This window comes from Burkholderia stagnalis, assembly GCF_039848545.1.
Lineage (GTDB): Bacteria > Pseudomonadota > Gammaproteobacteria > Burkholderiales > Burkholderiaceae > Burkholderia > Burkholderia stagnalis.
In genome coordinates this window covers 682,881-700,844 of sequence record NZ_CP156685.1, presented here as the reverse complement: position 1 = coordinate 700,844, position 17,964 = coordinate 682,881, and the positions used below count along the sequence as shown (strand labels likewise).

17 protein-coding genes are annotated in these 17,964 nt (G+C 69.6%); 8 read left to right on the top strand and 9 right to left on the bottom strand.

The features are described 5' to 3' along the window. The first annotated feature begins 67 nt into the window (after window positions 1-67). On the top strand, window positions 68-508 hold the full coding sequence (locus tag ABFO07_RS03335; RefSeq protein ID WP_059563762.1) for a flagella synthesis protein FlgN: 441 nt from the start codon (window positions 68-70) through the stop codon (window positions 506-508). Window positions 509-619: 111 nt separating this feature from the next. Beyond that, window positions 620-1,981 carry an SGNH/GDSL hydrolase family protein gene (locus tag ABFO07_RS03330; RefSeq protein ID WP_347468314.1) on the top strand — a complete coding sequence of 454 codons (1,362 nt, stop codon included), beginning with the start codon at window positions 620-622 and terminating at the stop codon, window positions 1,979-1,981. A gap of 284 nt (window positions 1,982-2,265) precedes the next feature. Here the strand turns inward: ABFO07_RS03330 and ABFO07_RS03325 are convergent, their stop codons facing one another. Then, the gene (locus tag ABFO07_RS03325; RefSeq protein ID WP_347468312.1) at window positions 2,266-4,116 is read right to left on the bottom strand and encodes a M24 family metallopeptidase; all 1,851 of its coding nucleotides are present in this window, start codon (window positions 4,114-4,116) and stop codon (window positions 2,266-2,268) included. A 368-nt stretch (window positions 4,117-4,484) separates the two neighbouring features. On the opposite strand from ABFO07_RS03325, the gene ABFO07_RS03320 reads away from it, so the two are divergent. Next, window positions 4,485-5,282: a helix-turn-helix domain-containing protein gene (locus ABFO07_RS03320; protein ID WP_060292186.1), complete on the top strand. Its 798-nt coding sequence runs from the start codon at window positions 4,485-4,487 to the stop codon at window positions 5,280-5,282. Between the two features lie 21 nt (window positions 5,283-5,303). Here ABFO07_RS03320 and ABFO07_RS03315 read toward each other — a convergent pair whose 3' ends face one another. The 4 genes from ABFO07_RS03315 to ABFO07_RS03300 form a co-directional block, all read right to left on the bottom strand. Beyond that, window positions 5,304-6,545, bottom strand: coding sequence for a multifunctional CCA addition/repair protein (locus tag ABFO07_RS03315; RefSeq protein ID WP_059803435.1), 1,242 nt, complete (start codon window positions 6,543-6,545; stop codon window positions 5,304-5,306). Next, window positions 6,542-7,189 (bottom strand): glutathione S-transferase family protein, encoded by a 648-nt coding sequence (locus ABFO07_RS03310; protein ID WP_059563738.1) that lies wholly within the window; start codon window positions 7,187-7,189, stop codon window positions 6,542-6,544. Before ABFO07_RS03310 ends, ABFO07_RS03315 begins: the two co-directional genes overlap by 4 nt. Window positions 7,190-7,220: 31 nt before the next feature. After that, entirely contained in the window at window positions 7,221-8,180 is a 960-nt protein-coding gene (locus ABFO07_RS03305) for a complex I NDUFA9 subunit family protein (RefSeq protein ID WP_059563737.1), read from the bottom strand. 93 nt (window positions 8,181-8,273) lie between these two features. Beyond that, window positions 8,274-10,226, bottom strand: coding sequence for a lytic transglycosylase domain-containing protein (locus tag ABFO07_RS03300; RefSeq protein ID WP_060015983.1), 1,953 nt, complete (start codon window positions 10,224-10,226; stop codon window positions 8,274-8,276). Window positions 10,227-10,234: 8 nt separating this feature from the next. On the opposite strand from ABFO07_RS03300, the gene ABFO07_RS03295 reads away from it, so the two are divergent. Beyond that, entirely contained in the window at window positions 10,235-10,843 is a 609-nt protein-coding gene (locus tag ABFO07_RS03295) for a 5-formyltetrahydrofolate cyclo-ligase (RefSeq protein ID WP_059563735.1), read from the top strand. Between the two features lie 118 nt (window positions 10,844-10,961). Here the strand turns inward: ABFO07_RS03295 and ABFO07_RS03290 are convergent, their stop codons facing one another. Further along, window positions 10,962-11,474: a winged helix DNA-binding protein gene (locus ABFO07_RS03290; RefSeq protein WP_059563734.1), complete on the bottom strand. Its 513-nt coding sequence runs from the start codon at window positions 11,472-11,474 to the stop codon at window positions 10,962-10,964. A 149-nt stretch (window positions 11,475-11,623) separates the two neighbouring features. Here ABFO07_RS03290 and pxpB point away from each other — a divergent pair, with 149 nt between their 5' ends. From pxpB to ABFO07_RS03270, 4 genes are all read left to right on the top strand, one after another. Then, window positions 11,624-12,280 carry a 5-oxoprolinase subunit PxpB gene (pxpB, locus tag ABFO07_RS03285; protein WP_059886526.1) on the top strand — a complete coding sequence of 219 codons (657 nt, stop codon included), beginning with the start codon at window positions 11,624-11,626 and terminating at the stop codon, window positions 12,278-12,280. Beyond that, window positions 12,277-13,344 carry a biotin-dependent carboxyltransferase family protein gene (locus ABFO07_RS03280; protein WP_059886528.1) on the top strand — a complete coding sequence of 356 codons (1,068 nt, stop codon included), beginning with the start codon at window positions 12,277-12,279 and terminating at the stop codon, window positions 13,342-13,344. The genes pxpB and ABFO07_RS03280 overlap by 4 nt, the downstream gene beginning before the upstream one ends. Window positions 13,345-13,412: 68 nt before the next feature. After that, on the top strand, window positions 13,413-14,177 hold the full coding sequence (pxpA, locus tag ABFO07_RS03275; protein WP_059886530.1) for a 5-oxoprolinase subunit PxpA: 765 nt from the start codon (window positions 13,413-13,415) through the stop codon (window positions 14,175-14,177). Between the two features lie 76 nt (window positions 14,178-14,253). Continuing rightward, window positions 14,254-14,571: a hypothetical protein gene (locus tag ABFO07_RS03270; RefSeq protein WP_150999289.1), complete on the top strand. Its 318-nt coding sequence runs from the start codon at window positions 14,254-14,256 to the stop codon at window positions 14,569-14,571. Window positions 14,572-14,725: 154 nt separating this feature from the next. Here the strand turns inward: ABFO07_RS03270 and ABFO07_RS03265 are convergent, their stop codons facing one another. The 3 genes from ABFO07_RS03265 to ABFO07_RS03255 are packed head-to-tail and all read right to left on the bottom strand — an operon-like array spanning window position 14,726 to window position 17,929. After that, window positions 14,726-15,874, bottom strand: a complete 1,149-nt coding sequence (locus ABFO07_RS03265; protein WP_059563730.1) for a TraB/GumN family protein — start codon at window positions 15,872-15,874, stop codon at window positions 14,726-14,728. Beyond that, window positions 15,867-16,886, bottom strand: coding sequence for a peptide ABC transporter ATP-binding protein (locus ABFO07_RS03260; RefSeq protein ID WP_059803442.1), 1,020 nt, complete (start codon window positions 16,884-16,886; stop codon window positions 15,867-15,869). Before ABFO07_RS03260 ends, ABFO07_RS03265 begins: the two co-directional genes overlap by 8 nt. Further along, window positions 16,883-17,929 carry an ABC transporter ATP-binding protein gene (locus tag ABFO07_RS03255; RefSeq protein WP_059563728.1) on the bottom strand — a complete coding sequence of 349 codons (1,047 nt, stop codon included), beginning with the start codon at window positions 17,927-17,929 and terminating at the stop codon, window positions 16,883-16,885. The genes ABFO07_RS03260 and ABFO07_RS03255 overlap by 4 nt, the downstream gene beginning before the upstream one ends. Window positions 17,930-17,964 lie beyond the last annotated feature (35 nt).

Below are 17,964 nucleotides of genomic sequence, written 5' to 3'. Positions count from 1 at the left end.
CAAGGCCGGCCACCCCGGTTTGCCGGCGTGCGGCCCGTCCGCGCGGCGGCCTGATGAGCGAATGGCGATGAGAGACGAGCTGCTGGCCACGGTCAACGACGAACACGCGACGGTCGAGGCGTTCGCGTCGCTGCTCGCGTATGAAGAAAAGGCGCTGACGACGCCCCAGCCGCTCGCGATGCTGCCGGACATCATCGAAAAGAAGACCGAACTGATCGACCGCCTCGCGCAGCTCGAACGCACGCGCGACACCCAGCTGGGCGCGCTCGGCTTCCCCGGCGGCAAGAAGGGCATGGACCAGGCGGCCGAGCGCGACGCGCGCCTGTCCGGCCGCTGGCAATTGCTGCAGCAGGCCGCCGAACGGGCCCGCCAGGCCAATGCGAACAACGGCATGCTGATCCGGATCCGGATGGATTACAACGAACGCGCGCTCGCGGTGCTGCGCTCCGCGCCCGCGGCGGTCGGCTTCTACGGGCCCGACGGGCGCGTGTCGTCCCTGGTGCGCTGAGCGCCGGCTTCAGAATACTTCGACAGACCGGGCCCGAGCCCGGCGCGAACGTCCTCCGATACACTCAGCGCACCCGCGCTGGGTCGCCAATCACAACAATCGGAGGGCTCCATGCATCATTCCCGTCTTGCGCTCAATGCGTTGTCATCCCGTCTGGCCGCAGCCGCGGCGCTGGGCGCCGTCCTGACGTTCTCCGCCACGCACTCAATGGCCGCCGCCCCCGCGCCGCTGCCGACCCCGACGGGCGACATGTCGCTGTCGCCGTCCGGCCCCGATGTCGCGCCGGCCTCGCCGCCGGGCGGAGCCGCCGCATCGCTGCGCGCGGCGCGCCGCGGCGCCGGCACCTACACGTACCTGCGCTGCTGGTACCGGATCGACGCGGATCCGCTGAAGCCGGCCGCGACCTATGAATGGGCGCGCGATGCGGGCAGCGGCGACTGGTACCGGGTGCCCGGCTACTGGTGGGCCGATGGCGTCACGCAGTGGAAGAACATGTTCTACAGCACGACGTCGCAGGACACGCTCGCCGACGTGTGCCGCAAGACGCTGGCCGCGAAAGGCATCAAGGCCGATCTCACGCAGGCGGTCGCGGCCAACAACGCGCTGTCGTTCAACTACACCGTCTGGACGATCGACGCCGCACAGCAGGACGCGCGCGTGAACAAGCTGATCGTGTTCGGCGACAGCCTGTCGGACACCCAGAACATGTTCAATGCGAGCCAGTGGAAGCTGCCGAACGGCACGAGCTGGCACGCGGGGCGCTTCAGCAACGGGCCCGTGTGGCCGGAATATCTCGCGAACGCGCTGCGGCTGCCGTTCTACAACTGGGCGATCGGCGGCGCGGCGACCGACCAGTACCTCGTCGTGCCGGGCCTCGTGCAGCAGATCGACTCGTGGCGCGAATACATGGAGCGCGCCCCCGACTACCGGCCCGGCAACACGCTGTTCGCGGTGTTCGCGGGCGGCAACGACCTCGTGAACTACAACCGCACGCCCGAGCAGGCGGCGAACGCGGTGCGCGACAGCCTCGACAGGCTCGCCGCGGCCGGCGCGACGCGGATCATGCTGGTGACGCTGCCGGACGTGTCGCGCGCGCCGGTGTTCGCGACGCGCAGCGACACGGCGAGCGTGGCCGCGCAGGTGAAGGACTACAACAGGCGCCTCGCCGACGCGGCCGCCGCGCTGCGCGCACGCTACGGCGCGACGCTGCGGCTCGAGGTGTTCGACGCGTACGCGCTGTTCGACGACCTGCTGAGCCACCCGGCCAAATACGGCTTCGACGATTCGGCGCGCTCGTGCCTCGACATTCCGAAGCCGTCGTCGGTCACCTACATGGTCGCGCAGACGCCGCGCGCGGATTGCCGCGACCCGGCCCGCTTCGTGTTCTGGGACACGCTGCACCCGACCACCCGCACGCATGCGTGGCTCGCGGAGCAGGTCGTGCCGTTCGTGCGGGCGCGGCTGCTGAACTGATCGCGGCGGGCGGCGGGCGGCGGGCGGCGAGCGGCGAGCGGCGAGCGGCGAGCGGCGAGCGGCGAGCGGCGAGCGACGGGCGACGGTCGACGAGCGGCAGTCGACGAGCGACGAGCGACGAGCGGCAGTCGACGAGCGACGAGCGACGAGCGACGGGCGACGGGCGACGGGCGGCGGGCGGCGGGCGGCGGGCGACGAGCGACGGGCGAGGATCGGCGTGGGGCGGCAGGTAGCGCCCCCGCCGGCCTCACCCGCCGGCCCTCATGCCCTCATGCCCGCGCGGCCTACAGCAGCGGGCACGGCGTCACCTGCGTGCCGCGCTCGGCGCACAGCCGCTCGTAGTCGCGCAGGTAATCGCGTTCGTCGTCGGTCAGCAGGTCGACGTCGATCAGATCCCAGTCGTAGCCGACCGTGACGATGTTCTCGAACCGCATCGTGTCCGGCGCGTCGTCGCCCGCGTGGATGATCACGATGTTCTCGATCCGCACGCCGCCCTTGCCCGGCACGTAGATGCCCGGCTCGACCGAGATCACCGCATTCGGCACCAGGCCGTACGTCGAGCCCGGCGCGAACCGCACCCCGCCCTCGTGCACGTGAATCCCGACGCCGTGCCCGGTGCCGTGGCCGAAGTCGTAGCCATGATCGCGGCACACCTGCCGCACGGCCGCATCGACGTCGCCGCCCGTCGCGTCTTTCGGGAACGGCGTGACGAGCCCCTTGATGCACGCCTTCAGCGCGACCGTGTAGATCTCCCGCTGCCACGGCTGCGCGACCGTCTCCGGGCGGGTCCGGCGCAGCACGACGCGCGTGCAGTCGGTCGCGAAACCGCCTTCGTAGTAGGCGCCGCTGTCGAGCAGCACGAGTTCGCCTTCCGTCAGCTCGACGTCGGCGCTCGCCGCCGTGTAATGCGCGGACGCGCTGTTCGCGCCGTTCGCCGCGATCGACGGGAACGTCAGCGCGACCGCCGAGCGCGCGCCATACGCGTCGTTGATCGCGCAGGACAGGTCGTATTCGGAGTGCCGCTGCCCCGGCTCGCCCGCCTTCGCCCAGCGCATCGTCTCGGCGATCGCCGCGGAGCTGCGCACGAACGCGGCGCGGAACTGGTCGAGCACTTCCGGCGTCTTCGCGGCCCGCATCGCCTCGACCGGATTGAAATCGGCGTGCGCCGCCTGCGGCCACACGCGGCGCACCGTGTCGGCGAGCGCGCAGTTGACCGACTCGAAGCCGTAGCACAGGTGCTCGACCGCGAACGGCGCGAGGAAGCATTCGAGCTCGGCGAAGTCGCGCCGGATCACCCGCAGCGCCGGATACGATTCGAGCGCGACCGGGCAGCGGTCGCAGCCTTCCGGCAGGAACAGCACGACCTGCCCGCCCACCACGAACAGGAAGCCGAGATGCGACGACGCGTTCGGGATGTGATAGCCGCGGCTGTTCAGCAGATAGCTGAGATCGTCCGATGCGCAGGTGACGAACGCGGTCGTGCCCTGCGCCGCGCCGGTGTGCGCGGCGAGCCGCTGGTTCAGCGTCGCGATGTTCCGCGCGACGCTCACGCCGGTGATCGATTCCGGCAGCTCGAAGATCGGCCGCTCGACGACCCAGCCGGGCAGCGCGATCGCCCGGTCGATTTCGCGGCCGACGAGGCTCGTCCACTCGAGCGGCGCCGCCTGCGTGCTCGCGAGCAGCCGGTCGCGCTGCGCGACGCTGATCCGCAGCCCGTCGTAGCCGATCCGCTCGAGCCGGCCCGCACGGGCGACCAGCCAGTCGGCCATCGACGTCCAGATCGACGCGTTCAGCCCGAGCTTCTCGACGTGCACGCGCGCCGGATCGCACTGCCGGTCCGCCTGCAGGTGATAGCGCCCGTCGACGAACAGCACGAACTGCGGCACGCCGAGCGCCTGCGCGGCCGCCGCGGCGAGGAAGATGCCGCAGCCCGCCGAGCCGTCGAAGCCCGACAGCGCGTAGCGCGGGTTGTTGCGGCTCGGCAGGTATTCGGTGATGTATTCGTCCTGCGACGTGACGACCACGGCGTCGAGCTGCACGGCGTCGAGCAGGCGCGACAGCCCTGCCTGTGTCTCGTCAACGGATGCATCGTACGGAGGAAGGCCGGAGAAACTGTATTTCAGTCGATCGATCATCGGATGCCCACATTGTTCATTGTTGTCTGGGCGCGCGCGGATGCGCCGGGATGCGCGTGTATCCAGCGTGCCTGCCCATGCGGCAGAGCGAGGAAAATTATGGTGCCACTAAAATTTTTGCGCCGCGCGAGAAAATCTAGAGCAGGTCGGAATCGAGGTCAAGCCAAAATTTTAGCGGGACTAAAATTTTCAGCGCAGGCGCCGTGCGCGGGCACCGCGCGCGGACGCGCCCGAACGAGGCTGCGCGGTACAATGCGCCGGCATCATCGTCCGAGCAGTCGCGCTTCGTGCGATTCACGGAAGGAAACGGCCCGGCGACCGCACCGCGTCCACCGTCGGCCTTCCACTCGTTGCCACGAAGGAGATTCATGGATTCATGCATCATGCATATCGGCCAGCGTATCCGGCGCCTGCGCCGGGAATCGAGGAAGACGCTGCTGGAAGTCGCCGCCGAAGCCAATCTGTCGATCGGGTTCCTGTCCCAGGTCGAGCGCAATCTCACCGGCATCTCCATTTCGTCGCTCGTCAACGTCGCCAATGCGCTGAACGTGCCGCTCGGCGAGCTGATCGAGCAGCCGCGCCAGGCGCAGCCCGATTCGCACCAGGGCAGCCGGGAGTCGTATGCGCTCGACCGGACGCAGCAGCACTACGAGCGGCTCTCCACCACCTTCGACGGCAGCCTCATCAACGCCGTCAAGGTGCGGATGATGGAAGGCTACCGCTCGGAATGGGTCGCGCACGGCGGCGACGAATTCGTCTACGTGCTGGCCGGGCAGGTCTGCTACACCGTCGGCAAGAAGGACTACCCGCTGTCGCCCGGCGATTCGATTCACTTCGACGCGCGCAAGCGGCACCGCGTCGCGAACGTGGGCGACGGGCCCGCGGAACTGATCGTGGTCGGCACGCTGCCGCTGTTCGACGACAGCCGCTCCGAGTTCGCCTCCGCATCGGTCGAGATCATGCCGCCCGGCAGCGACACGGCGCTGCGCGCCGGCGAGCCGCGCGTGAGCCGCCGCCTCGCGGCGGCGCAGCCCGTGCGCGATGCGGACCCGGCGCCGCCCACCGCGCGCAAGGCCAGGAACAAGGCCGTGGACAAGGCCGCATCCGGCAAGCGGCCGGTGGCCGCCGCCGCGGCCAGCAAGCGCACCACCCGCGCGAAGCAATGAGCCGCGCGGGCCGGCGCGGCGTCACTCGTCGACGTTGACCGCCTGCGCCACGGCCCGCACCCGTTCGCGATGCACGGCGTCGCGAATCTTGCCCGGATCGCCCGGGAACCCGCTCGCGATCGCCCCGGCATCCACCGCGCGTGCGGCCATCAATGCCACTCTCAAACGCTCCGCCTGCGGATACGGCTGCGTCTCCAGCCCGAGCCGGCCGCGCGCATCGGCTTCGCACGCCTGCACCATCTCCGCGAAGCGCGCGGGCTTGCGCAGCGCGTCGGCGCGCTCGAACAGCCGCACCAGCGCCGCCGCGCCCATCTCCATCACGCGATGCAGGTTGCCGTGCTCGCGCGCGACGACGAGCGCGAGGTCGCGGCATTCGTTCGGCACCCGCAGCCGCTCGCACAGCGGCTTCAGCAGCTCGACGCTGCGCCCTTCGTGGCCGATGTGGCGCGGCAGGACATCCTCGGGCGTCGTCGCCTTGCCGAGATCGTGCGTGAGCGCCGCGAAGCGCACCGCGAGCGAATAGCCCTGCTTCGCCGCATGGTCGACCACCATCATCACGTGCACGCCGGTGTCGACTTCCGGGTGGTAGTCGGCGCGCTGCGGCACGCCCCACAGCGCATCGACCTCGGGCAGGATCCGCGCGAGCGCGCCGCACTCGCGCAGCACCGAGAACATCCGCGACGGCCGACGCTCCATCAGCCCGCGCGCAACCTCCTGCCACACGCGCTCGGCGACGAGCGCGTCGGCCTCGCCCGCATCGACCATCCGCCGCATCAGCGCGAGCGTGTCGCCCGCGATCGTGAAATCGGCGAAGCGCGCGGCAAAGCGCGCGATGCGCAGGATCCGCACCGGATCCTCGACGAACGCGTCGCCCACATGCCGGAACACGCGCGCGCGCAGGTCGGCCTGCCCGTCGAACGGATCGACCACGGGCCCGACCAGCGAGCCGTCCGGGCTCACCTCGCGCGCCATCGCGTTGATCGTCAGGTCGCGCCGCGCGAGATCGTCCTCGAGCGTCACGTCCGGCGCGAAGTAGAACTGGAAGCCGTGATAGCCGGCCGCCGTCTTGCGCTCGGTGCGCGCGAGCGCGTATTCCTCGTGCGTCTGCGGATGCAGGAACACCGGGAAATCCTTGCCGACCGGCTTGAACCCCTGCGCGACCATCTGCTCGGGCGTCGCGCCGACCACGACGTAGTCGCGGTCCTGCACCGGCGCGCCGAGCAGCGCGTCGCGAATCGCACCGCCTACTGCGTAGACCTTCATGGCAACGACTCGTATTTGGCGATCACGTGCGTCTCGCGGCGCGCATCGTCGATCCATTGCTGCACCGCCGGCAACGCGGTCACGCGCTCGACGTAGCCGGACGCTTCCGGCGACAGGCCCGGCGCATACGTGTTGAAGCGCATCACGACCGGCGCGTACATCGCATCGGCGATGCCGAATTCGCCGAACAGGAACGGCCCGCCGGACGCCTCGAGGCATTCGCTCCAGATCGCGTCGATGCGCGCGACGTCGGCGAGCGATTCGGGCGTCGCGCCGCGGCCCGGCAGCGACGCGCGCACGTGCATCCCCATCTGCGTGCGCAGCGCCGCGAAGCCCGAATGCATCTCGGCGCTGATGCAGCGCGCACGCGCGCGCTCGAGCGCGTCGGCCGGCCACATCGGATGCTGCGGGTAGCGCTCGGCGAGCGTCTCGGCGATCGCGAGCGAATCCCAGATCGCGAAGCCGTGATCGTCGACGAGGCACGGCACCTTGCCGGTCGGCGAGTGCTCGAGGATGCGCGCGGTCGTGTCGTCGCGATCCAGCTCGACGACGATTTCGTCGAACGGAATGCCGAAGTGCCTGAGCAGCACCCACGGCCGCATCGACCACGACGAGTAGTTCTTGTCTCCAATGACGAGTTTCATGACTGAGTTCCCGGAAAACGCAGGGTGAAGGTTAGCGGCGCGAGCGGAACCAGTCGAAGCGCGAACGCTCCGCCGCGTCGCCGAGATAAACCGGCGCAATGCTTTCGAGGCTCGCCGGCTCGATGCCGAGCTCCGGTGCCAGCGGGCCGGACAGCACGTTCGGCACCGACATCGACGCGAGATTGTCGCGGGTGATCACCGGCTCGCCCGGCAGGCATTCGAAGAACGTCGCCTGCAAGCGCGCGAGCGCGTCGGGCAGCCGCACGATCCGCGCCTGCCGGCCGACCAGCGTGCCGCAGTAGCGCACCAGCGCCTCGAGCGTATAGACCGTCGGGCCGCCGAGTTCGTAGGTCTTGCCGTGCGCGGCCGCGAGGTCGAGCGTGTTGACGAACGCGCGCACGACGTCGCCGACGAACACCGGCTGGAACTGCGCGTCGGGCATCGCGAGCGGCAGCACCGGCAGCGTGCGCTGCAGGCGCGCGAAGGTGTTGAGGAACGCGTCGCCGGGCCCGAACACGACCGACGGACGGAAGATCGTCAGCGCGAGCGAATCGGTGGCCGCGATCGCATGCAGCGCTGCTTCGCCGTCGCCCTTCGAGCGCTGGTACATGCTCGGGCCGTGCGAATCCGCGCCGAGCGCGCTCATATGCAGCAGGCGCCGCACGCCGGTCTCGACGCACGCGCTCGCGAACGCGGCCGGCAGCGCGACGTGCGCGCGCTCGAAGCCGGGGCCGTACGGCGTGCCGTGGCCGCCATGCAGCACGCCGACGAGGTTCACGGCCGCGTGCGCGCCCGCGACGAAGCGGGCGAGGCTGCGTTCATCGAACGCGTCGAGCTCGACGATCTCGACCGGCAGCATCATCAGATGGCGCGCATGGTCGCGGCGGCGGGTGCCGATCCGCACCTGCCTGCCCGCTTCGATCAGCGCGTTCACGAGCCGGCTGCCGATGAAGCCGGTGCCGCCCAGCAGCGCAACGGTCTGGCGATCCATGTTCGAGTCTCCACCGGGCCCGTGCCCGCGAATGACGGGCCCTAAAGCACACTGCCGCGTCGTGCGCGGCAGTGTGCGGGTTGCGGTTGCGGATCAGGGCGAGATCGTCCCTAGCCGCTTCTTCAGCGACTGCGGCTTCCCTTCGAACAGCGCCGCGTAATAGACCGTGTTCGACAGCACGTTCTTCACGTAGTCGCGCGTCTCGTTGAACGGAATCGTCTCCGCGAAGATCGCGCCCTCGACCGGCTGGGTCAGCACCTGGCGCCACTGGCGCGGCCGGCCCGGCCCCGCGTTGTAGCCCGCGGTGGCGAGCACCGGCGAGCTGTCGAAGTTGTTGTAGATGTCCGCCAGGTACCAGGTGCCGAGCTGGATGTTGGTGTCGATGTCGTGCATCTGCGCGCGCGAGATCGGGCCGAGGCCGAGCTTCTTCGCGACGAGCTGCGCGGTGGCCGGCATCAGCTGCATCAGGCCGCCCGCGCCCACCGACGAACGCGCGCTGGTGATGAAGCGCGACTCCTGGCGGATCAGCCCGTACGCCCATTCGATGTCGAGGCCGGTCGACTGCGCGTAGCGCTCGACGATGTCGCGATACGGCGACGGGTAGCGCAGCGTGAAGTCGTGCTCGGCCTTCGTGCGGTCGGCGGTGTTCACCGTGCGGTCGAGCAGCTCGACGCGCTTGCCGTATTCGGCGGCCGCGAGCAGCTGGCGGTCGGTCATCCCGCGCAGCGGCCAGTTCCATTCGCGGTTGCCTTCGAGGCGCAGGTTCAGCGCGTAAAAGCGCTGCGCGAGCGCGAAGCCCGGCACCTTGGCCATCTCGCCGATCTCCGCGTCGCTCACCGTGGTGCGCGGCGGGATCTTCGTGCGCTGGCCCAGCTCCTCGCCGGCGAGCTGCCCGTAGAAGTTGAACTGCCCGGCGATCTGCTCGAATTCCTGGTTCGCCTGCAGCGTGTCGCCGCTCTGCTTGAGCGCGCGCGCATGCCAGTAGACCCACGCCGGATCGTCGCGCAGCGACGGCGGCATCTGCTCGATCGACCAGCGCACCATCGGCCAGTTGCCGACCAGCAGCGCGCTGCGCGTGCGCCATTCGTACGCGGAGTTCGACAGCGGCGCGTTCGCCGATTTCGCATACCAGACCGACGCGAGCGCCGAGCGCTTCAGCGCGCCCTGGTAGCCGATCGCGCCCCACGCGATCGCCTGTTCCGGCTTCGTCAGCGACGGCGCGAGCGACGTGAGCATGCCGGCCGCCTGGTCCGGATCGTTGCGCGCCATGCGGCCGATCGCGATCAGCGCGAGCTGGTGCGACGCCGCGTCGGCGCCGACGCCGCGCGCGAGGAACAGCGGCGGCGCGCTCGTCGCCTGGTCGAACCCGGCCGGGCGCGCGCCGAGCGCATCGACGATCTTGCCGCCGAGCGTCGTGTAGTTCTGCTCGAACGCGAGACGCACCTGCTGCCACACGTCGTCGCTCGTGAACTGCTGGTTGACGGCGAGCGCGGTGATCAGGTCGACGCATGCGTCGCCGTAGTTCTTCGGCTCGACGAGCAGCGCGCGCGCCGCATCGGCGACGTTCTCGCCGCGCGCCGCGCGCGACGCGAGCGCGTAGCACTTCACCTGCGTGTCGTCGTCGAGCACGAAGCGCTTGTACTGCTCGTCGAACTTGCGCCAGTCGTGGCGCGCGCCGAGCACGAGCAGGTAATCGTTGCGCATGCGGTCGGCGATCGCCTGGCCGTCGTAGCGCTGCAGGAACGACAGCACGGGCGCGTCCGGCGCATCGACGCGCGCGCGGCCCGTCGCATCGAACAGCTGCGGCTTGATCTGGAAATAGTCGAGGTAGGACGGCACCGGATAATTCGGGATCATCGCGGCGAGCTGCGCGGCCTTCGCGGCGTCGTTGCGGCGCGCGGCCTCGCGCAGCTGCACGAAGGTCTGGTCGTCCCCGGAGAGCAAGTCGTCGGACGGTGCGGCGCAGGCTGCCGTGCCCGCGACGAGCGCGGCGGCCGAAAGCGTCAGCGCGACCGCGCGATATACTCGAAAAAGGCTGTTCGACATCGTTTTGAATGGAGCACGGAGTGAGCGAAAGCATAGCACGCAACCATTTGGCCGAACGGAAGCTGGCGCTGCGCAAGGCGCTGTCCCAGGCCCGTCGCGACGCCGGGTCGCAGCCCGCCGCGAACGATGCGCTCGACGCGCGATTGCGTGCGCTGCTCGAGCGGCTCGCGCCGCGCACGGTCGGGTTCTACTGGCCGCTGCCGGGCGAGTTCGACGCACGCGCGGCGGTGCTCGCATGGCGCGACGCGCAGGCCGGCCGGCAGGCCGCGCTGCCGGTGATCCGGGAACAGCGCGCGCCGCTCGAATTCCATGCGTGGGACACTGAAACGCCGATGCGCGAAGGGCATCACCGGATTCCGGAGCCCGCGTCGGGCGTGGTCGTGGTGCCGGACCTGCTGCTGATTCCGTGCGTGGGGTTCGATACGTGGCTGTACCGGCTCGGGTATGGCGGCGGCTATTACGACCGCACGCTTGCCGCGTGGCCGGGCGACGCGCTGCCGGTGACGGTCGGCATCGCCTACGAGGCATGCCGGGTCGATGCGCTGCCCGCCGAAGACCACGATCTCGCGATGCGCTGGGTCGTGACCGACGAGGAAACCTACGTGGCCGACGCGTGAGCGCGGAAAGCCCGTCGAAAGCCGGCCTCGCCGTCCGGCGCGTGTGCCGTCGCGTCAAACTGCCGTCGCAATCGGCAGCCGGCACGCCTGCCGTCGCCGGCGGCCGCCGCGCGGCCGCCTACAGCGACGCCGCCGCCCGCGCGGCGGTGTCGTACAGGCCGGACGCGTGGCGCAGCAGCTGCGCCGCGTTGCCGATCTGTTCGTTGGTGAGGCCGCTGTCCTTGAGCGTCTCGATCAGGCAGTGTTCGCGCACCTCGCGATACTTCAGGCACAGCTCGCGCCCGGTGTCCGTCGCGAAGAAGAACACTTCCTTGCCGCTTTTCTCGCTCTTGACGTAGCCTCGGGCGATCAGTTTTTTCAGCGCGTAGGTCGCGACGTGCGTATCCTCGATGTTGAGCACGAAGCAGATGTCGGCGAGCTTCTTCTTGCGTTCGCGATGGCTGACGTGATGCAGCAGCGACACCTCGACCGCCGTCATGTCCTTCGCGCCGGCGGCCGACATGCACCGCACCATCCAGCGGTTGAATGCGTTGCCCGCCATGATGAGCCCGTATTCGAGCTCGGACAGCTCCGCGCTCGAATCGGAAACCAGGTGTTCGGAAGAAACGAACTGGGGCGGTTGACGCTTCATGAGGCACTCGGCGCGGGCAGGAGGTCAGGGTGTGCCGAGTGTACGACACCTGCCTGCGGGCACCAGCTAGGCAAAAACGCTTACTGGCAAGTTATCGATATCTTCTTGACAATGTGCGCTAACATGAGCGCCCGAACCGTGCCAGAACGATGACGCATCCACGCATCTACCCGCTCGGCGACGCCGCGCTCGTCTGCGAAGTGCCGCCTCCCGCCACGCTCGATTGCCAGCGCCGCGTCTGGGCCGTTGCCGAGGCCGCGCGCGCCTGGCCGCACGTCGTCGACGTCGTGCCGGGCATGAACAACCTGACGATCGTGTTCGACCTGCTCGCCGCGTCCGCCGAATCGCTGTCGGCCGCGCTGCTCGACGCGTGGGAGAACGCCGACGTCGAGCACGCGGACGGCCGCGAGATCGAGATCCCGGTCGAATACGGCGGCGACGCCGGGCCCGACCTGCAGGCCGTCGCCGCGCACACGGGCCTCACGGTCGACGAGGTGGTCGCGCGGCATGCCGCGGCCGAATACGTGGTGTTCTTCCTGGGCTTCCAGCCGGGCTTCGCGTATCTCGGCGGGCTCGACGCATCGCTGCACACGCCGCGCCGCGCGACGCCGCGCCTCGAGGTGCCGGCCGGTTCGGTCGGCATCGGCGGCGCGCAGACGGGCGTCTATCCGACCACGTCGCCCGGCGGCTGGCAGCTGATCGGCCGCACGTCGAGCGTGCTGTTCGATCCGTCCCGGCAGCCGCCGGCGCTGCTCCTGCCCGGCGACCGGGTGCGCTTCACCATTGCGGGGGTCCACGCGACATGAGCCAGAGCAAAGCGCCGGGCAGCATCGAGGTGTTGCGGGCCGGCCCGCTGTCGACCGTGCAGGATCTCGGCCGCCACGGTGCGCGCCATCTCGGCGTCGCGCAGGGCGGCGCGCTCGACAGCCTCGCGCTCGAGGTCGGCAACCGGCTCGTCGGCAACCGCCCCGACGCGGCCGCCGTCGAGATCACGATCGGCCCGGCCGCCTTCCGCTTCACGCGCGCGACACGCATCGCGATCACCGGCACCGAATTCGGCGCAACGCTCGACGGCAGGCCGGTGTTTTCGTGGTGGAGCCTGCCGGTCGAGGCCGGCCAGACGCTGACGCTGCCGGCCGCGAAACGCGGGATGCGCGGCTATCTGTGCATCGCGGGCGGCATCGACGTGCTGCCGATGCTCGGCTCGCGCAGCACCGATCTCGCGTCGCGCTTCGGCGGCCTCGGCGGCCGCGCGCTGCGCGACGGCGATCGTCTGCCGGTCGGCGCGCCGCCGGCGGGCGCCGGCTGCCTCGCGGCCGACGCGCCCGAGTTCGGCGTCAAGGCGCCGGCCTGGTGCGGGTTCGTGCGCGTCGACGAGCCGCCGCGCCGGCACCGGCCCACGCACGCGCCGTGGGCGATGCCGGTGCGCGTGCTGCCCGGGCCCGACTACGCGTCGTTCGCCGCGGCTGCGCAGCAGGCGTTCTGGGATGAGGAATGGCTGGTGACGGCCAACAGCAACCGGATGGGCTATCGGCTCGCCGGCGCCGAGCTGGCGCGCGAGCGGCCGGTGGAGCTGCTGTCGCACGCGGTGCTGCCCGGCACGATCCAGGTGCCGCCGAACGGGCAGCCGATCGTGCTGATGCACGACGCGCAGACGACGGGCGGCTATCCTAAGATCGGGACGGTGATTCGCGCGGACCTGTGGAAGCTCGCGCAAGCGCGCCTGAACCTGCCGATCCGCTTCGTGCGCACGACGCCGGACGTCGCGCGCGACGCACTCGCCGCGGAGCGTGCCTACCTGCGGCAGATCGACGTCGCGATCGCGATGCGCGAGGAGGCCCGCCAGCGCGCGCAGTCGCGCGCGGCATGACGATACCTGTGCAATAACAGGCGCCGCGTCCAGGCGCCGCATCACGCAATAAGTGGACGAGGAACATCATGGAAATCGATCTGAACGCCGATCTCGGCGAGGGATACGGATCGGACGAGGCGCTGCTCGATCTCGTCACGTCGGCGAACGTCGCGTGCGGATGGCATGCGGGCGGCCCGAACGCGATGCGCGACTGCGTGCGCTGGGCCGTGCAGAAGGGCGTGTCGATCGGCGCGCATCCGAGCTTTCACGATCCGGAGAATTTCGGCCGCAAGGAAATGCAGCTGCCGGCCGGTGACATCTATGCGGGCGTGCTGTACCAGCTCGGCGCGCTGTCCGCGATCGCGCAGGCCGAAGGCGGCCGCATCGCGCACGTGAAACCGCATGGCGCACTGTACAACCAGGCCGCGCGCGATCCGATGATCGCCGACGCGGTGGTATCCGCGATCCACGATTTCGATCCGTCGCTCGCGGTGTTCGGCCTGGCGAACAGCGTGTTCGTCGCGGCCGCGCGGCAGGCGGGGCTCGCGGCCGTGGAGGAAGTGTTTGCCGATCGCGGCTACCGCGCGAACGGTTCGCTCGTGCCGCGCAGCGAGCCGGGCGCGCTGGTCGACGACGAAGACGAGGTGATCGCGCGCACGCTCGACATGGTGCGCGACCGGCGGGTGCGCGCGGTCAGCGGCGAGTGGGTGCCGCTCAATGCGCAGACGGTTTGCCTGCATGGCGACGGGCCGCATGCGCTGGCGTTTGCGCGGCGGATTCGTGCGGCGCTGGAGAAGGCAGGGATCGATGTCGTCGCGCCGGGGGCGTTGCAGGCGGACGAGGGCGCGTGAGCGGCCGGCAGGACTGAGCCGGGACGCGAGAACCACTCACCGAAAAACAAAAAAGCGCCCATAAGGCGCTTTGCTGTTGGCTGAATACGGCCTGCGGCCGACCGTCAACGTCGAAGCCGTCCGAAGACGGCGACCGGAAAGCCATGCTCCGGATCAAAAAACGCCCGCCGCCGCCCGTTACTGCATCCCCCGGCCGGACGACGGAACGTCGCTTATCCGCAAGTCGGACTACATGCGTTTGTATCGGACGATGGTTGGCCCCGCCGTGCATGCAGACTCTCCGCGGCCGGCACGCGAATTACGTGCCGGCAACGCTAACCCCGCGCTTTATTTTTGCTACCCCGTAGAACTTATCTGTTGTTTGCAATTTTTCAACTTATGGGATGAAGAATAGATATTGGCCGAACGGGATGTCAATCGTTTTAAACGCCATTTTCTGAGGAATCGAGGGTTTTCCTTACGGAGGCGCGCCACCGTGCGGGCGTGCGACGCCGCACGCGAATCGGCAATCAAACGGGGGAGGATCAGGGCCGCGCGACGGCGCGCATTCAGTTCGCGTCGACGCGATAGCCCTGCTGGCGCAACAATTCGAGCACGCCGCGCCCGCCGCCCAGATGCAGCGCGCCGATGGCGACGAACAGGGGCCGGTTCGGCGCGGTCATTGTCGCCATCCGCGCAACGAAGCGCCGGTTGCGCTCGAACAGGATCTTGTTGTCGATCGACGCGGACAGCGCCTTCGAGCGCGACAGCCGCTCGCTCTTCGCGACGGCCCACGCGGCGAGCGCGTCGGCGTCGCCGATGCGCCACAGCCGGTGCAGCGCCTTGATGTCGGCGGCGTTCTGCGCGGGCGTCTGCACCATGTCCTGCGCGAGCATCTCGCGCTGCTCGGCGAGCGTGAGGCCCGTGAACGCGCGCATCTGCTCGGCGAGCGTCTCGAGCCCGACCACCTTGCCGCCCTTCTTCTTCAGGAATACGTTCTGCAGCTGCGCCTCGGTGCCGTATTCGGTCTGCAGGCCGGCCGCCAGCGAATCGTAGGTCTCGACGACGAGCGCCGCGAGCCACGGCCGCATCTTGCGGATGCCGGCCAGCGCGGCCGGGTTGCCGCGCAGCCGCGCCGCGAGCTGCTGCCACAGCGGCTCCGGCAACAGGCGCGGCAGGCACGCGTAATTGCAGACGCCGTACTTGGACACGTCGTCCTGCGATTCGAGCAGGTCGTCCGGCGACAGCTCGAGCGCGAGCGTCGGCGATGCCGCGAGCGCCGCGAGGACGCGCGGCCGGAACGGCTGCGCGGCCGGATAGTCGGACGGGTCGCCGGTGTGCAGCGTGCCCAGCACGTAGATCGTCACCTTGCCCTTGGTCGCGACGTAGAACGGCATGCGCGCGGGCTCCGCACGCACCGCGCCGCTCGCCACCGTGCCGTTCGACACCGACGGCGGCGTGTGGAAGCCCGGCAGGCTCATGCCGGGCGGCGGCACCTGCGACGGATGGAGCGGCGCCGTCGCCGGCGCTCGCCCCTCGGCCCGCACGAGGTTGACGGGTACGACGAGGCTGGCCGCCGCGCACGCACCGGCCAGCGCCGCGCCGGACATCGTGCGCACGCTCCAGCGGCGTGCGTTGCGGTACGCGCGACGCACGCGCGTACCGCCGATGCGCACTCGGCGCGCAGACGAATCGCGCGCCGCCAAGCCTTCAGGCATTCGCCTCCCCCACCTCCTCGGCGCGGTGGCAAGCCACGTAGCGCCCGTCGACTTCACGCAGCTGCGGCTCCTCGGCCCGGCAGCGCTCGACTGCATACGGGCAGCGCTGATGGAACGCGCAGCCCGACGGCGGATTGAGCGGCGACGGCAGCTCGCCCTGCAGCTTGATCTGCACGCGGCGGTCTTCCTCGAAGATCGCCGGCGTCGCCGACATCAGCGCACGCGTGTACGGATGGCGCGGATGCGCATAGATCTTCGCCTTGTCGCCGAGCTCGGCCACGCTGCCGAAATACATCACCATCACGTCGTCGGCGACGTGCTCGACCACCGCGAGGTTGTGCGAGATGAACACGTAGCTGGTCTTGAACTGCTCCTGCAGGTCCATGAACAGGTTCAGGATCTGCGCCTGGATCGACACGTCGAGCGCGGACACCGGCTCGTCGGCGACGACGATCCGCGGATCGAGGATCATCGCGCGCGCGATCGCCACGCGCTGCCGCTGCCCGCCCGAGAACATGTGCGGATAGCGCTTCGCATGCTCGGGCCGCAGGCCGACCGTGCGCATGATCTGCGCGACGCGCTGCGCGCGCTCCTGCGCGGAGAGGTTCGTGTTGATCTCGAGCGGCTCGGACAGCGTCTGCTCGACGGTCTTGCGCGGGTTCAGCGACGCGAACGGGTTCTGGAACACCATCTGCACGCGGCGGCGCAGCTCGGCGATCGTCTGGCGATCCGCGCCGGCGACGTCCTTGCCGTCGATCGTCAGATGGCCCGCCGTGGGCGTCTCGATCATCGTCAGCTGGCGCGCGAGCGTCGATTTCCCGCAGCCCGACTCGCCGACGACGGCGAGCGTCTTGCCGCGCTTGAGCGAAAACGACACGCCGTTCAGCGCCTTCACCGTGCCCTGGCCGAACATCCCGCGCTTCACCGTGTAGTGCTTCGCGAGCTGGTCGGCCACCAGCACCGCATCCTCGTCGTGCGGCACGCGAGGCGTTTCGTGGATTGTTGTATTCATTGCGTCCTCCTGTCGACCGGAGTTGGCGCTTTAGCGCTTACTCCGGTCCCATGCAAAGCCGTGAGGTCGGAGTTCGAAAGATTCAGCGGCTTGATGCAGCGCGCGCGCATCGCGTCGTTGCCCGCCACGAGCGTGTCGAGCGCCGGGCGCGCCTTGCGGCAATCGTCGACGGCATACTTGCAGCGCGGCGCGAACAGGCACCCGGACGGGCGATCATCGCGGCCCGGCACCATCCCCGGCAATGCGGCAAGGCGACGCGCCCCCTTGTTGTGCTCGGGAATCGCCGCGAGCAATGCTTCGGTGTACGGATGATGCGGATGCGCGAAGATGTCCGGCACGCGATTGGTCTCGATGACCTCGCCCGCGTACATCACCGCGACGCGCTGCGCGACCTCCGACACCACGGCGAGATCGTGCGAGATCAGCACGAGCGCCATGCCGCGCTCCTTCTGCAGCTTCACGAGCAGATCCATGATCTGCGCCTGGATCGTCACGTCGAGTGCAGTGGTCGGCTCGTCGGCGATCAGCAGCTTCGGGTTGCACGCGACGGCCATCGCGATCATCACGCGCTGGTTCATCCCGCCCGACATCTGGTGCGGGAATGAATCGATGCGGCTCTTCGGGTCGGGAATGCCGACCTGGTCGAGCAGCTCGAGCGCACGGCGGTGAAGCGCGTCGCCGCGCAGCCCCTCGTGCAGCTTCAGCACTTCCTTGATCTGGTAGCCGACCGTGTAGCTCGGGTTCAGGCTCGTCAGCGCGTCCTGGAACACCATCGCGATGTCCTTGCCGATGATCTTGCGGCGCGCCTTCGGCGATGCCTTCAGCAGGTCCACGCCATTGAACGTGACTTCGTCGGCCGTCACCTTGCCCGGCGCGTCGATCAGGCCCATCAGCGCCATCATCGTCACGCTCTTGCCCGAGCCCGATTCGCCGACGACGCCCACCACCTCGCCCGGCGCGATCGACAGGTTGATCCGGTCGACGGCGGGCAGGCCGTTGAAATTCACCGCGAGATTGCGGATGGTCAGTAGGTTCTCGCTCATGTCAGCCTCCGCCGGGCCGTCGGGTGCTTCAATGA

Excerpts from the sequence above, each read along its gene's own strand:
- ABFO07_RS03290 (WP_059563734.1), bottom strand. The coding sequence starts at position 11,474 with ATGAAGCGTCAACCGCCCCAGTTCGTTTCTTCCGAACACCTGGTTTCC.
- ABFO07_RS03280 (WP_059886528.1), top strand. The coding sequence starts at position 12,277 with ATGAGCCAGAGCAAAGCGCCGGGCAGCATCGAGGTGTTGCGGGCCGGC.
- ABFO07_RS03295 (WP_059563735.1), top strand. The coding sequence starts at position 10,235 with ATGGAGCACGGAGTGAGCGAAAGCATAGCACGCAACCATTTGGCCGAA.
- ABFO07_RS03305 (WP_059563737.1), bottom strand. The coding sequence starts at position 8,180 with ATGGATCGCCAGACCGTTGCGCTGCTGGGCGGCACCGGCTTCATCGGC.
- ABFO07_RS03265 (WP_059563730.1), bottom strand. The coding sequence starts at position 15,874 with ATGCCTGAAGGCTTGGCGGCGCGCGATTCGTCTGCGCGCCGAGTGCGC.
- ABFO07_RS03255 (WP_059563728.1), bottom strand. The coding sequence starts at position 17,929 with ATGAGCGAGAACCTACTGACCATCCGCAATCTCGCGGTGAATTTCAAC.
- ABFO07_RS03300 (WP_060015983.1), bottom strand. The coding sequence starts at position 10,226 with ATGTCGAACAGCCTTTTTCGAGTATATCGCGCGGTCGCGCTGACGCTT.
- ABFO07_RS03330 (WP_347468314.1), top strand. The coding sequence starts at position 620 with ATGCATCATTCCCGTCTTGCGCTCAATGCGTTGTCATCCCGTCTGGCC.
- ABFO07_RS03325 (WP_347468312.1), bottom strand. The coding sequence starts at position 4,116 with ATGATCGATCGACTGAAATACAGTTTCTCCGGCCTTCCTCCGTACGAT.
- ABFO07_RS03335 (WP_059563762.1), top strand. The coding sequence starts at position 68 with ATGAGAGACGAGCTGCTGGCCACGGTCAACGACGAACACGCGACGGTC.
- ABFO07_RS03320 (WP_060292186.1), top strand. The coding sequence starts at position 4,485 with ATGGATTCATGCATCATGCATATCGGCCAGCGTATCCGGCGCCTGCGC.
- pxpA (WP_059886530.1), top strand. The coding sequence starts at position 13,413 with ATGGAAATCGATCTGAACGCCGATCTCGGCGAGGGATACGGATCGGAC.
- ABFO07_RS03260 (WP_059803442.1), bottom strand. The coding sequence starts at position 16,886 with ATGAATACAACAATCCACGAAACGCCTCGCGTGCCGCACGACGAGGAT.
- ABFO07_RS03310 (WP_059563738.1), bottom strand. The coding sequence starts at position 7,189 with ATGAAACTCGTCATTGGAGACAAGAACTACTCGTCGTGGTCGATGCGG.
- ABFO07_RS03315 (WP_059803435.1), bottom strand. The coding sequence starts at position 6,545 with ATGAAGGTCTACGCAGTAGGCGGTGCGATTCGCGACGCGCTGCTCGGC.
- pxpB (WP_059886526.1), top strand. The coding sequence starts at position 11,624 with ATGACGCATCCACGCATCTACCCGCTCGGCGACGCCGCGCTCGTCTGC.